11 protein-coding genes are annotated in these 13,042 nt (G+C 75.7%); 7 read left to right on the top strand and 4 right to left on the bottom strand.

Annotation, left to right across the window (positions count from 1 at the left end; all coding sequences use genetic code 11):
* Positions 1-4: 4 nt before the first annotated feature.
* Positions 5-1,027 carry a thiamine-phosphate kinase gene (locus ACFQ80_RS11830; protein ID WP_430563784.1) on the bottom strand — a complete coding sequence of 341 codons (1,023 nt, stop codon included), beginning with the start codon at positions 1,025-1,027 and terminating at the stop codon, positions 5-7.
* A gap of 52 nt (positions 1,028-1,079) precedes the next feature.
* Here ACFQ80_RS11830 and ACFQ80_RS11825 point away from each other — a divergent pair, with 52 nt between their 5' ends.
* Both ACFQ80_RS11825 and ACFQ80_RS11820 read left to right on the top strand, forming a co-directional pair.
* A complete protein-coding gene (locus ACFQ80_RS11825; RefSeq protein WP_430563783.1) occupies positions 1,080-1,574 on the top strand; it encodes a DUF3515 family protein in 495 nt (164 codons plus the stop codon).
* Positions 1,575-1,620: 46 nt separating this feature from the next.
* On the top strand, positions 1,621-2,034 hold the full coding sequence (locus ACFQ80_RS11820; RefSeq protein ID WP_430563782.1) for a VOC family protein: 414 nt from the start codon (positions 1,621-1,623) through the stop codon (positions 2,032-2,034).
* Between the two features lie 44 nt (positions 2,035-2,078).
* Here ACFQ80_RS11820 and ACFQ80_RS11815 read toward each other — a convergent pair whose 3' ends face one another.
* Positions 2,079-3,257 carry a D-alanine--D-alanine ligase family protein gene (locus ACFQ80_RS11815; RefSeq protein WP_430550208.1) on the bottom strand — a complete coding sequence of 393 codons (1,179 nt, stop codon included), beginning with the start codon at positions 3,255-3,257 and terminating at the stop codon, positions 2,079-2,081.
* Between the two features lie 43 nt (positions 3,258-3,300).
* On the bottom strand, positions 3,301-4,956 hold the full coding sequence (locus tag ACFQ80_RS11810; protein ID WP_430563781.1) for an AMP-binding protein: 1,656 nt from the start codon (positions 4,954-4,956) through the stop codon (positions 3,301-3,303).
* Between the two features lie 230 nt (positions 4,957-5,186).
* Between ACFQ80_RS11810 and ACFQ80_RS11805 the strand changes: the two genes are divergently transcribed.
* The 3 genes from ACFQ80_RS11805 to ACFQ80_RS11795 are packed head-to-tail and all read left to right on the top strand — an operon-like array spanning position 5,187 to position 8,874.
* Positions 5,187-6,599: a hemolysin family protein gene (locus ACFQ80_RS11805; protein WP_430563780.1), complete on the top strand. Its 1,413-nt coding sequence runs from the start codon at positions 5,187-5,189 to the stop codon at positions 6,597-6,599.
* Complete coding sequence (locus ACFQ80_RS11800; RefSeq protein WP_430550211.1) at positions 6,596-7,627, top strand: CNNM domain-containing protein; 1,032 nt, start codon at positions 6,596-6,598, stop codon at positions 7,625-7,627. The genes ACFQ80_RS11805 and ACFQ80_RS11800 overlap by 4 nt, the downstream gene beginning before the upstream one ends.
* 26 nt (positions 7,628-7,653) lie before the next feature.
* The gene (locus ACFQ80_RS11795; RefSeq protein WP_430550212.1) at positions 7,654-8,874 is read left to right on the top strand and encodes an acyl-CoA dehydrogenase family protein; all 1,221 of its coding nucleotides are present in this window, start codon (positions 7,654-7,656) and stop codon (positions 8,872-8,874) included.
* Positions 8,875-8,892: 18 nt separating this feature from the next.
* Here the strand turns inward: ACFQ80_RS11795 and ACFQ80_RS11790 are convergent, their stop codons facing one another.
* Entirely contained in the window at positions 8,893-9,852 is a 960-nt protein-coding gene (locus ACFQ80_RS11790) for an aldo/keto reductase (protein WP_430563779.1), read from the bottom strand.
* Positions 9,853-9,909: 57 nt separating this feature from the next.
* Between ACFQ80_RS11790 and ACFQ80_RS11785 the strand changes: the two genes are divergently transcribed.
* The gene (locus tag ACFQ80_RS11785) at positions 9,910-11,361 is read left to right on the top strand and encodes an MFS transporter (RefSeq protein WP_430563778.1); all 1,452 of its coding nucleotides are present in this window, start codon (positions 9,910-9,912) and stop codon (positions 11,359-11,361) included.
* Positions 11,358-12,932 carry a pyridoxal phosphate-dependent decarboxylase family protein gene (locus tag ACFQ80_RS11780; protein ID WP_430563777.1) on the top strand — a complete coding sequence of 525 codons (1,575 nt, stop codon included), beginning with the start codon at positions 11,358-11,360 and terminating at the stop codon, positions 12,930-12,932. The genes ACFQ80_RS11785 and ACFQ80_RS11780 overlap by 4 nt, the downstream gene beginning before the upstream one ends.
* Positions 12,933-13,042 lie beyond the last annotated feature (110 nt).

The following is a 13,042-nucleotide window of genomic DNA, read 5'->3' as shown; positions in this document are numbered from 1 at the left end:
GCGGTCACCCGCCGAAATGGTCCCACCCGCCGCGCGCGGCGGGCTCCGCACCGTCCACGGTGACGACGGCGGGTCCCTGCCGGACCTGCCCCACGCGGCGGAAGCCCTCCGGCAGCGCGACGCCCGGCGGGAACGCGGCGAGCAGGCCGTGGTCCTCTCCCCCGGTGAGCGCCCATCCCCGCGCGGCGTCCCGAGCGGCCTCCGGGCCGAGCCCCAGACCCCGGGCGGCGGGCAGCAGCCGCTCGACGTCCACCGCCAGCGTGCCCGCCTCGACGTCCACGCCGACGCCGCTCGCGCGCGCCATCCGGCCCGCGTCGCGCAGCAGCCCGTCCGAGACGTCCAGCATCGCGGTGGCCCCGCCCCGGGCCGCCGCCGGACCGGCCGCGAGCGGCGCCCCCGGGCGCAGGTAGCCGGCCACGCAGGCACCGACCCCCGCCGCGCCGTCGACGGTCGTCGCGTCCGCGGGGGTCGCCGCGCCGGCGTCGAGCAGCGCGAGGCCTGCCGCCGAGAGCCCGCGGTGCCCGGCGTGGGCCAGCACGTCGCCCGGCCGCGCACCGGCCCGCGTCACGGGCGCACGCCCCTCCAGGTCGCCGTGCGCGGTGACCGCCACGACCACGGTCTCGCCGCCCGACAGGTCCCCGCCCACGACGCCCGCCCCGACCGGCGCGGACACGTCCGCCAGGCCGCGGGCGAGCCCGGTCACCCAGTCGACCGGCAGGTCCCCCGGGACCACGAGCGACACGACCAGGGAGGTCGGGCGCGCGCCCATCGCCGCGACGTCCGCGAGGTTGGCCGTCGCGGCCCGCGCCCCGACGTCGTACCCGCCCGACCAGCGCCGGCGGAAGTGCCGGTCCTCGACGAGCACGTCCGTCGTGACCACGAACCGCGCGTCCGGGGCCGCGACCACCGCCGCGTCGTCCCCCGGGCCGAGCAGGGTCGCCGCCGCCGCGGGCAGCAGCGGGAAGATCCGCGCGAGCAGGTCCTCCTCGGACAGGTCGCGCACGAGGGGTCGGGTGGCGTCGGTCACGGGACGACTGTAGGCGGTCGGCGGGCACGTCCCGCCCGGTAGCGTGGTCGCCGTGCCCCGTCGTGCCCGTGCCCTGATGTCGTCCCGCGCCGCTGCCCGCGCCGTCGCGCTGGGCGTCCTCGTCCTCCCGTTGGCTGCCTGCGCCACCACGATCGGCGCGACGCCCGCCGAGGACGCCGCCAACCCGGACTGCGCGCCCGTCATGCTCGCGCTGCCCGACGTGCTCGCGGGCGACCTCGACAAGGCGAAGACCAACGCCCAGGCCACCGCCGCCTGGGGTGAGCCCGGGGCCGCCGTGACGCTGCGCTGCGGCGTCACCCCGCCCGGACCCTCTCCCGACTGCCAGCGCGTCGAGTCCCCGGCGGGCGCCGTGGACTGGATCGTCGAGGCCGGCGAGGACGGGACGTGGCGGTTCACCACCTACGGTCGCGAGCCCGCCGTCGAGGTCGTCGTGCCCCCGTCGGTCACCGAGGACCACTCGACGTCGTTCGTCGGCGATCTCGCCCAGGCCGTGAGCAACGTGCCGCCGACCGCGCAGTGCACCTGACGCGACTGCCGAGGCGCGGACCGACCGCCCGTGGCACGGTGACGGGATGGACCAGCGCCTGAGCCTCGTCACCCTCGTCGTCGCCGACCTCGCCGCCACGCGGCGCTTCTACGTGGACGGCCTCGGCTGGGAGCCGCTGATGGAGGCGCCCGGCGAGGTGCTGATGTTCCAGGTCGGGCAGCACGTCGTGCTGTCGCTCTGGGACGAGGGGCACGCCACGGAGGAGATCGGGCCGGTGGTGCGCGGCGGCACCGCGCCGCTGACCCTGGCGCACAACGTCGGCACGCCGGCCGACGTGGACGCCGTCCTGGCGCACGCCCGCCGGGCCGGCGCCGCGACGGTCCGCGACGGCGTGCAGCGCGAGTGGGGCGGCTACTCGGGCTACTTCACCGACCCCGACGGGTTCCTGTGGGAGGTCGCGCACGCCCCGGGCCCGCTCGGCGAGCTCGTGGTGCCCTGAGGCTCGCCGACCTCCTGCACGTCCCCGTTCAGCCACGCCGCCGTTCAGCGCAGGCCGGTGGGGCGCTCCAGGGCGAGCTGGATGAGCTCGTCGACGAGCTCGGGGTAGCTCACGCCCGACGCCTCCCACATGCGCGGGTACATCGAGAAGGGCGTGAACCCGGGCATGGTGTTGATCTCGTTGACGATCACGCGCTCGTCGGGGGTGACGAAGACGTCCACGCGGGACAGGCCCTCGGCCTCCACCGCCTCGAACGTGCGCACCGCGACCTCGCGGATCTCGTCGATGACGGCCTGCGGCAGCTCGGCCGGGCAGCGCAGGTCGACGTGCGCCTCGTCGAGGTACTTCGCCTCGAAGTCGTAGAACGCGTGGCTGTCGTGGTCGACGACGATCTCGCCGGGCAGCGACGCCCGCGCCCGCGCGCCGTCGTGCCCGCCGAGCACGGCGCACTCGATCTCGCGGCCGTCGATCCCGGCCTCGACGACCACCTTGGGGTCGTGCTCGCGCGCGGCGTCGACGGCGGCGGGCAGGTCGGCCAGGTCGTCCACGCGCGTGATGCCGAGCGACGACCCCGCGCGGGCGGGCTTGACGAACAGCGGCAGGCCGAGCGGCTCGACGGCGGCGACGCACGCGGCGCGGTCCCGCTCCCACTCCCGGGGGCGGATCACGACGTACGGGCCGACGGCGAGTCCCTGGCCTGCGAGCACGAGCTTCATGAAGTGCTTGTCCATGCCGACCGCCGAGGCGAGCACGCCCGCGCCGACGTAGTGCACGTCCGACAGCTCCAGCAGGCCCTGCACCGTGCCGTCCTCGCCGAACGGCCCGTGCAGCAGCGGGAAGACGACGTCGACCTCGCCGAGCAGCGCGGGCACCTGGCCCGGCTCCAGCACGCGCAGGGTGCGCTCGCCCTGGGTGAGCGACAGCACGACCTCGGCGCCCGAGTCGGCGGTCACCTCCGGCAGCCGGCCGTCGGTGATCTGCCACCGCTCCGGGTCGTCGGCGGCGATCACCCAGCGACCCTCGCGCGTGATGCCCACGGGCACGACGTCGTAGCGGTCGCGGTCGATCGCGCGCAGCACCCCGGCCGCGGTGGACGCGGAGATGGCGTGCTCGCCCGAGCGACCGCCGAACAGCACGGCGACGCGGGTCTTGCGCGGGGCACCGTCGCCCGCGGGCGGGACGGCAGGAACGGGGCTCGTAGGAGCGGCGGTGGCGTCGGACATCGCCGCCCAACCTACCGGACCCGGACCCGCCGTCCCCACCACCTCAGCGGGCGCGCAGCTCCTTGCGCAGGATCTTCCCCGCCGCGGACTTCGGGACCGCGTCGACGAACTCCACGACCCGCACCTTCTTGTACGGGGCGACGTGCTCGGCGACGAAGGCCTGCACGTCGCCGCCGTCGAGCCTGCTGCCCTCGGCCCGCACGACGAACGCCTTCGGCACCTCCCCCGACTCCGGGTCCGGCACACCGATCACGGCCGCGTCCGCGATCTCGGGGTGCGTGAGCAGCAGCGCCTCCAGCTCGGCGGGCGCCACCTGGTAGCCCTTGTGCTTGATGAGCTCCTTGAGGCGGTCGACCACCGTGAACGCGCCGTCCGCATCGACCGTCACGATGTCGCCGGTGTGCAGGAAGCCGTCGGGCTCGAGCGTGTCCCGGGTGGACTGCTCGTCGGCGAGGTAGCCGACCATGACGTTCGGACCGGAGCACAGCAGCTCGCCGGGCGCGCTGACACCGACCTCGGGCAGCGCGATCGCCTCGCCCGTCGCCGGGTCGACGACCTTGGCCAGCATGTTGGGCACCAGCAGGCCGACGGTGCCCGGGGAGATGTCGGTGCGGTCGACGGGCACGACGTGCGAGACCGGCGACATCTCGGACATCCCGTACCCCTGCAGCACCCGGGCGCCCGGCAGGCGGCGGCCCACCGCCTCGGCCAGGTGCTCGTCGAACGGGGCCGCCCCCGACATGAGGATCCGCACGCTGGACAGGTCCCGTCCGGCGGCCGCCGGGTGCTTGGCGAGCGCCAGCGCGATGGGCGGCGCGACGAACAGCACGGTGGCCCGGTGCTGCTCGACGACGCGCAGGTACTCGGCGAGGTCGAACCGCGGCAGGGTGACGAGCGCCGAGCGCTGGTAGATCGCGCCGTTCATGAGCACCGTCATGCCGTAGATGTGGAAGAACGGCAGGACCGCGGGGACGACGTCGTCAGGTGCGAGGGGCAGGTACGCCTCCGTCTGCACCACGTTCGCCACGAGGTTGCGGTGGGTCAGCATCACGCCCTTCGGCAGCCCCGTCGTGCCGGACGAGTAGGGCAGGACGGCGAGGTGCGTGCGGGGGTCGAACGCGACGTCGGGCGCGGCGTGGCCGCCCGCGAGTAGCTCCCCGAGCGACGGGTGGCCGTCCGCGCCGTCGAGCACGACGACGTCGGCGGCCGCCATCCCGACGGCGTCGGCGCCGGCCTCGGCCGCCGGCAGCAGGGCCGAGACGGTCACGAGCGCCCTCGCCCCGGACGACCCGAGCTGCTTGGCGACCTCGCGCCCCGACGCGAGCGCGTTGATCGTGGTCACCGTGATGCCGGCCCGCAGCAGCCCGTGGAAGACGGCGACGAAGGCGGGCACGTTGGGGCTGTGCAGGGCCACCACGTCCCCGACGCCCAGGCCCCGGGCGGCGAACGCCCCGGCGATCGCCCCCACGCGGTCGCGCAGCTCCCCGTAGGTGATCCTGGCGCCGCTCGGGCCGTCGACCAGCGCGACCCGGTCGACGTCCGCGGCGGCGAGGGACGCGAAGAGGAAGTCGTAGAGGCTGACGTCGGGGATCTCGACGTCGGCGTGCGGGCTGCGGATGACGGAACGGTCGGTGCTGCTGGCGTCGGTGCTGATGTCGGCGCTGCGGCCGACGGCGGTGTCGGCGCTGGTCTCGGACATGGCGGTCCCTTCGTGCGGCACGGTCCTCGTCGACCGTGTGCACGGGAGCGTAGCGCCGGGAACCGATGGCGCGGGAGCGTCGTTGGGGCGATCGTGGACATCACGAACGACTCGAACGCCATCGCGGCGCCCCCGGCCGAGGATCAGGCCGCGCCCGCCGACGACCCCAGTCATAGTCCGGGCTCCCCGCAGCCCTCGACTCCTGCCGACCCTGAGGCGGTGCGCCCCCGGTGACCGCCGTCCTCTCCCTCCTCCTCGGCATCCTGGTGATCCTCGTGATCACGGCGGCGACGGCCTACTTCGTCGCCCAGGAGTTCGCCTACATGACCGTGGACCGCTCCCGGCTCGCCGCCCGCGCGGAGGCCGGTGACGCGACCGCGAAGCGCGCCCTCGCCGTCACGCGCCGCACGTCCTTCGTCCTCTCGGGCGCCCAGCTCGGCATCACCGTGACCGGCCTGCTGGTCGGCTACGTCGCCGAGCCCCTGGTGGGCGACGCGCTGGGCACGATGCTCGGCGGCGTCGGCGTCCCGACCGGGGTCGGCGTGGCCGTCGGCACGGTGGCGGCGCTCGCCGTCTCGACGCTGGTGCAGATGCTGTTCGGCGAGCTGTTCCCGAAGAACCTCGCCATCGCCCGGCCGGAGCCCACGGCCCTGCGCCTGGCCGGCTCGACGACGGCGTACCTCACGGTCCTCGGCTGGCTCATCGCGATCTTCGACAAGGCGTCGAACGCGCTGCTGCGCGTGCTGAAGATCGAGCCGGTGCACGACGTCGAGCACTCCGCCACCGCCCGCGACCTCGAGCACATCGTGGCCGACTCGCGCGAGAGCGGCGACCTCCCCGACGACCTGTCGGTGCTGATCGACCGCATCCTCGACTTCCCGCAGCACGACGTCGAGCACGCCATGATCCCGCGCTCGCGCGTCGGCACCGTCGACCCTGCCCTCACCGTGGGCGAGCTGCGCACGCTCATGTCCGGCGGCCACTCCCGCTACCCGGTGGTGGACGCCGAGGACCGCGCGCTCGGCGTCGTCCAGCTCACCGACCTGCTGCGCACCGGCCTCGACGACGCCGCTCCCGTCACCGACCTCATGCGGCCGGTCACCGTGCTGCCCACCCTCATGGCGCTGCCGGACGCCCTCACCGAGCTGACGCGCACCCGCAACCAGCTCGCCGTCGTCGTCGACGAGTACGGCGGCCTCGCGGGCGTGCTCACCCTCGAGGACCTCGCCGAGGAGCTCGTCGGCGAGATCACCGACGAGCACGACCCGGACCTGCCGGTCACCGTGGCGCACGAGGACGACGGCGCCTGGGTGATGGGCGGCGACGTCCACCTGGACGAGGCGGAGCGCGCCATCGGGCACGACCTGCCGCGCGGCGACCACGAGACGGTCGCCGGGCTGCTCATCGCGCAGACGGGCGCGCTGCCCCGCGCGGGAGACGCGGTGAGGGTCGACCTCCCGCCGGACCCGGCGGACCTCGTGCACGCCGAACCCCGCCGCCGATGGCTCGAGGTCGACGTGATCTCGGTCGAGCGGCACGTGCCCCACCTGGTGCGCGTGCGGCTGTTCGAGGGCACCGCGGAGGGCACGGTCGAGCCCGCCCCGGACGCCACGCCCGACCTCGCGAAGGAGGACGACCGATGAGCAACCCCTGGGTCGTCGTCGTCGCGACCGTCGTCATCATCGCGCTCAGCGCGTTCTTCGTGGCCGTGGAGTTCGCCCTGCTCGGGGCGCGCCGCCACCGGCTGGAGGACGCCGCCCCGCGCAGCCGGTCCGCCCGGGCCGCGCTGCGCAGCTCGTCCGAGCTCACGCTGCTGCTCGCCGGGTCGCAGCTCGGCATCACCGCCTGCACCCTGGCGCTCGGCGCCGTGACCAAGCCGGCGGTCCACCACTGGCTCACGCCGCTGTTCGCGGCGTGGGGCGCGCCGTACTGGGTGGCCGACGTCGCGGGCTTCGTGCTCGCGCTGATCCTCGTGACGTTCCTGCACCTCGTGGTGGGCGAGATGGCGCCCAAGTCGTGGGCCATCGCGCACCCGGAGGCGTCCGCGACGCTCCTCGCCCTGCCGATGCGGGCGTTCATGTGGGTCACCCGGCCCGTGCTGCGCTGGCTCAACGCGCTGGCCAACCAGTGCCTGCGTGCCGTCGGCGTGGAGCCGGTGGACCACATCGAGGCGGGTCACGACCCGGCCACCCTGCGGCACCTCGTGGAGCACTCCGTGAACGTCGGCGCGCTCGACGCCACGTACTCCACGCAGATCGCCGGGGCGCTCGAGCTCGAGACCCTCACCGTCGACGCGCTGGTGCCGGAGGGGGCACGCCCCACCTCTGTCGCCGCGGACGCCACGGCCTCCGACGTGCGCGCCGCGTCCGTGGCGTCCGGCCACCTGCGCATCCTGCTGCGCGACGGCGGTGCCGAGGGTGAGGTGGCCGGCGTCGTGCACGTGCGCGACACCCTGCTGCTCGACGACGGCGCCCCCGTGGCACCCGTGGCGCGCGCGCCGTTCGTGCTCGACGCGGCGACCACCGTGCACGCGGCGATCTCGCTGCTGCGCGAGGCGGGAGAGCAGCTCGCGCTGGTGCGGCGCGACGGGCGCACGCTCGGCGTCGTCACGCTGGCGGACGTGCTGCACCGTTTGCTGCCGCAGGGGCAGGAGGCGACGGCGGACGTCTGAGCCAGGGCGCGGCGTACGGTGAGGTCATGCCTGTGACCTCGCCGGACGCCGCGCCGTCGTCCTTCCCCTCGCCGCTCTCCGCCCCGCGCCAGATCCTCACCGACGAGCTGCTGGAGACGATCCGCGGCCGTGCGGCGGCGTACGACCGCGAGAACGCGTTCTTCGCCGACGACCTCGCCGACCTCAAGGCGGCGGGGTACCTGCAGGCGATGGTCCCGCAGCACCTGGGGGGCGCCGGCCTGACCCTGCGCGAGGCCGCGCGCGAGCAGGCCCGGCTCGCCGGCGCGGCGCCCGCCACGGCCCTGGCGGTGAACATGCACCACGTGTGGGTGGGCGTCGCCCGGTTCCTGCACGAGCGCGGCGACTCCTCCCTCGACTGGCTGCTCGAGGAGACGGCGCACGGCGAGGTCTTCGGCTTCGGCTACTCCGAGGCGGGCAACGACCTGGTGCTGCTCGGCTCGCGCACCGAGGCCCGTCCCGACGGCGACGGCGGGTACTCCTTCCACGGCACGAAGATCTTCACGTCCAACTCCCCCGGCTGGACGCGTCTCGGTGTCATGGGCCTGGACGACGCGACCGACCCCGACGACCCGCGCATCGTGCACGCGTTCGTCACCCGTGACGGCGGCGGCTTCGAGATCAAGGACGACTGGGACACGCTCGGCATGCGGGCGTCGCAGTCCTGCACCACCGTGCTCGACGGCGCCCACGCCCCCGCCGACCGCGTGCTGCGGCGCATCGCGCCCGGCCCCAGCCTCGACCCGTACGTGCTGGGGATCTTCACCAGCTTCGAGATCCTGCTCGCGAGCGTCTACCTGGGGATCGCCGACCGCGCGCTGGCGCTCGCCGTCGAGACGGTCGGGAAGCGGCGCTCGATGAAGACCGGCAAGGCGTACTCGCAGGACCCGGACATCCGCTGGCGCATCGGCACCGCCGCCCTCGCGCTGGACGGCCTGTGGCCGCAGCTCGACCTCGTGGCGGGCGAGGTCGACGCCCAGGTCGACGTGCGGTCCGGGTCAGGTGCCGGCTTCTTCCGCTCGACGGCGGGGCTCAAGGTGCGCGTGACGGAGACGGCCCGCCAGGTGGTGGACGAGGCGATCCGTTGCTCCGGCGGGTCCACGTACTTCAACCGCTCCGAGCTCGGCCGGCTCTACCGCGACGTGCTCGCCGGCATCTTCCACCCGTCCGACGACGAGTCCGCCCACTCGACCGTCGCGCAGGCCGTGCTCGGCCCCCTCGAGGACTGACGACCGCCCCGAGACGGTTCAGGCGGAGGCGCCGTCCAGCCGGGCGAGCTCGTCGGGGGTGAGCTCCAGCGTCATCGAGCGCAGCAGGGCGCCGAGCTGGCCCGTGTGCCGGGCGCTGGCGATAGGCGCGACGACGGTCGGCTGCGCGCGCAGCCAGGCCAGCGCGACGGACGCGACGGGCGCGTCGTGGGCGGCGGCGACGTCGTCGAGCGCGGCCAGCACGCGCCGCCCGCGGTCGTCGAGGTAGCGCGCGGCGCCCTGGGCACGGGGGCTGTCGGGCGCCTCGCCGTCGCGGTAGGTGCCGGCGAGGAAGCCGGAGGCGAGCGCGTAGTACGGCAGCACCCCGAGCGCGTGGCGCTCGGCGGCCTGGCGCAGCCCGTCCTCGAAGCCGCGCTCCACGAGGTTGTAGTGCGGCTGCAGGGCCACGGGACGGTGCAGGCCCGCCGCGTCGACGGCGGCGAACCACTCGTCGATCCGCCCCGGCGTGTAGTTGGAGACGCCGATCTCGCGCACGAGGCCGTCGTCGACGAGGGCGGAGAACGCCGCCGCCGTCTCCTCGATCGGGGTGTCGGCGTCGTCGAAGTGGGCGTAGTACAGGTCGATGCGGTCGGTGCCCAGGCGCTTCAGCGACGCCTCCGCCGCGGCCCGGACGTTCGCCGCCGCCAGCCCACGGAACTGCGGGTGCGCGGAGACCTTGGTCGCGACCAGCACGTCGTCGCGCCGGCCCGTGCGCGCGAGCCAGCGGCCGATCGTCGCCTCGCTCTCGCCCCCGGAGTTGCCCGGCACCCAGGCGGAGTACCCGTCGGCGGTGTCGAGCATGCGCCCACCGGCGTCGGCGAACGCGTCGAGGACCGCGAAGGACGCGGCGTCGTCAGCCGTCCAGCCGAACACGTTGCCGCCGAGCACCAGCGGCGCTCCGGCGAGGTCGAGGGAGCCGAGCGCGAGGCCGGCCGGGGCAGAGTTCGTCGCCTGGGTCACAGTACGCACAAGGACGGCGGGCCCCACGGCATTCCCGGACCGCTACGATCCCGCGTCATGACGCTGCGCAGGGGCACGGTCGCCCGGTACGCCGTCGGGTCCGTCGGCACCGGCGGGTTCGCGACGCTCCCCGGCCTGGTGCTGGTCTTCTACCTCACGGACACCCTCGGCGTCGCGGCCGGGCTCGCCGGTCTGCTCGTCACCGCGGCGAAGGTGTGGGACGTCGTCATCGACCCGCTGATCGGCGCGGCCAGCGACCGCGAGCGCGCCCGCATCGGGCGCCGCCGGCGCCTCATGGTCGTGGGCGGCCTCGCCCTGCCGGTGTTCTTCACCCTGACGTTCGCCGTGCCGGCCGGCCTCGCCCCGGCGGGAGCGGCGACCTGGGTGCTCCTCGCCTTCCTCGCGGCGGCGACGGCGTTCAGCCTGTTCCAGGTGCCGTACATCGCCCTGCCCGCCGAGCTCGCCGGCACCTACGACGCCCGCACGCGCCTGCTCACCGCGCGGGTCGTGGTGCTCACCGCCGCGATCCTGCTGTTCGGCGGCGGCGGGCCCGCGCTGCGGGGCCTCGGGGGCGACGACGAGCGGCTCGGGTACCTGCTGATGGCGGTGGCCGCGTCGCTGGTGCTCGGGGCGGCGCTGCTCGTGGCGTCGACGGTCGAGCGCTCCGCGGGGCCGCCCGCCCCGCCGCGGCCGGTCCCGGCACGTGCCCGTCTCGCCGCGCACTACCGCGAGGGGCTCGGGCTGCTGCGCTCGAGCCGCCCGTTCCGCACGCTGCTCGGCGCGTTCGTGCTGCAGGCGCTCGCCACCGGCGCCATGCTCGCGGGCGCCCAGTACGTCGCGACCTGGGTGCTGGACGACACGGCCGCGGTGACGTTCCTGTTCGTCGCCCTCGTGGGGCCGGCGCTCGTCGTGACGCCCGCGTGGGGCGTGCTCGCCCGTCGCACCGGCAAGGAGCGCGCGTTCCGCCTGGCGTCCGTGCTGTTCGCCGTGGCGGCGCTCGCGCTGCTGCCCCTCGCCTGGGCGCCCGGCGCCTGGGTGTACGCGCCCGTGGCCCTCGCCGGCGCGGCGTACGCGGGCATGCAGTCGCTGCCGATGGCGATGCTCCCCGACGTCATCGCGCACGACGCCCGGGTGACCCGATCCGACCGCGCCGGCGCGTTCGGCGGCGTCTGGACCGCGGGAGAGACCACCGGCATGGCCCTCGGGACCACCCTGCTGACCGTGGTGCTCGCCGTCACCGGCTACGTGGAGTCCACGGGCGGGGAGACCGTCGTCCAGCCCTCCGCCGCCGTGCTCGGCATCGTCGCGTCGTTCAGCCTCCTGCCCGCGGTGCTCGTGGCCGCCAGCCTCCTGCCCCTCGGCCGGTACCCGCTGCGCCGCCGCGACGTCGACGCGCCCGACGACGTACCCGACGTCGCGCCCGGCAGCCCCGCAGACGCAGACCCCGGTCCCACCCGGGCCGACGATCCCTCTCCCCGACCCTGCTCCCCTCACAAGGAGGCCCCGTGAACCGCCCCGCCCAGCCGGCCGGCGCGCTCGACGATCCGTTCGACCTCGCCCAGGACCCCGCCGCCGTGCTCGCCGCGCTGGCCACCCTGCGCCACCGCGACGCCCCCACCCACGGCGGCCGGGTGCTCAGCTACGTCTACGACCCGGGCGTCCCCGAGCTGGACGCGCTGGCCGGCGACGCGGCGCGCGCCATGCAGCCCGTCAACGGCCTCGACCCCACGACGTTCGGCTCGGTGGCCGCACTGGAGCGCGACGTCGTCGCGTTCGCCCGCGACCTGCTGGGCGGCGACGCCGACACCGTCGGGACGGTGACCAGCGGCGGCACGGAGAGCTGCCTGCTCGCGGTGCAGTCCGCGCGGGACACGTGGCTCGCCGCCCGCGGGCTGCGCCCGGGCGAGGCGCGACCCCGGCTGGTCGCGCCGGTCACGGTGCACGCCGCGTTCCAGAAGGCGGCCCACCTGTACGGGCTGGAGCTCGACCTCGTGCCCGTCGCCGCCGACGGGCCGACGACGGGCGCCGTGGACGCCGCGACGCTCGGCGCGCGTCTGACCGGCGGCCCCGCGGGCGCGGCCGACGTCGCCCTCGTCGTCGTCTCCGCGCCGTCCTATCCGCATGCCGCCGCCGACCCGGTGGCCGACGTCGCGGCCCTCGCCGCCGCGGCGGGCGTGCCCGTGCACGTGGACGCGTGCATCGGCGGCTTCGCCCTGCCGTTCTGGCCCGGCCTGCCGGAGTGGGACCTGCGCGTGCCCGGCGTGACCAGCGTGAGCGCCGACCTGCACAAGTACGCCTTCGCCCCCAAGGGCGCGTCCGTGCTGCTGCACCGCGACCGCGACCGCCAGCGCGCGCAGTACTTCGCCACCACCCGCTGGCCCGGCTACCCCGTGGTGAACCCGACGCTGCTCGGTTCCCGCTCCGGCGGCCCGCTCGCCGCCGCGTGGGCGATCCTGCAGGCCCTCGGCACCGACGGGCTCGCGACGCTCGCCGGCCGCGCCCGGCGCGCCACCCTCGCGCTGCGCGACGCCGTCGACGGACCGACCGGGATCGACGGGCTGCGCGTCGTCGGCTCCCCCGTCGGGCCGCTGCTCGCCGTCGCCGCCGACGACGCCGTGCCGGCAGAACGCCGCGTGGACCCACACGTGTGGGCCGACGCCGTCGCCGCGCGGGGCTGGACGCTCCAGGCCCAACCCGGCCTGGAGCAGGCCGACGGCACGCGCCTGCCGCACACCACGCACCTCACCGTCACACCGGTCACCGAGGGGGTGCTCGGCGAGCTCGTGCCCGTGCTGCGCGCGGCGGCCGACGACGTCCGCGGCCTGCCCCGGCCCGACGCCGGCGCGCTGCTCGGCGCCCTCCCGCCGCTCGACCCCGCCGCGCCCCTCGACTCCGCGACGGCGGCGGCCCTGCTGGACGCGGTCGGGCTGGGTGCGGTCGGTGGCGACCCCGACGCCGCGCCGGGCGTGGGGCCCATGGCACCGCTGCTGGCGCTCGTGGAGGCGCTGCCCGCGCCTCTCGTCGAGCGGCTGCTGGTCGAGCTGCTGGCCCGCCTCGTCGAGCCGCGCGCCGCCGTCTGACCCGGGTTGTCAGGGCCAGGTAGGCATATACCCCGCTGTGCCTCTGACAAGTCGCGCGTCCCGGGACTTGTCAGAGCCAGGTCGGCGCATATGCCTGCCTGGCTCTGACA

The sequence above is a fragment of the Isoptericola sp. NPDC056578 genome (assembly GCF_042793275.1).
In the GTDB taxonomy this organism is placed as follows: Bacteria; Actinomycetota; Actinomycetes; order Actinomycetales; family Cellulomonadaceae; genus Isoptericola.
Note: the sequence above shows the minus strand (reverse complement) of the source record. Positions and strands in the feature narration are given on the sequence as shown.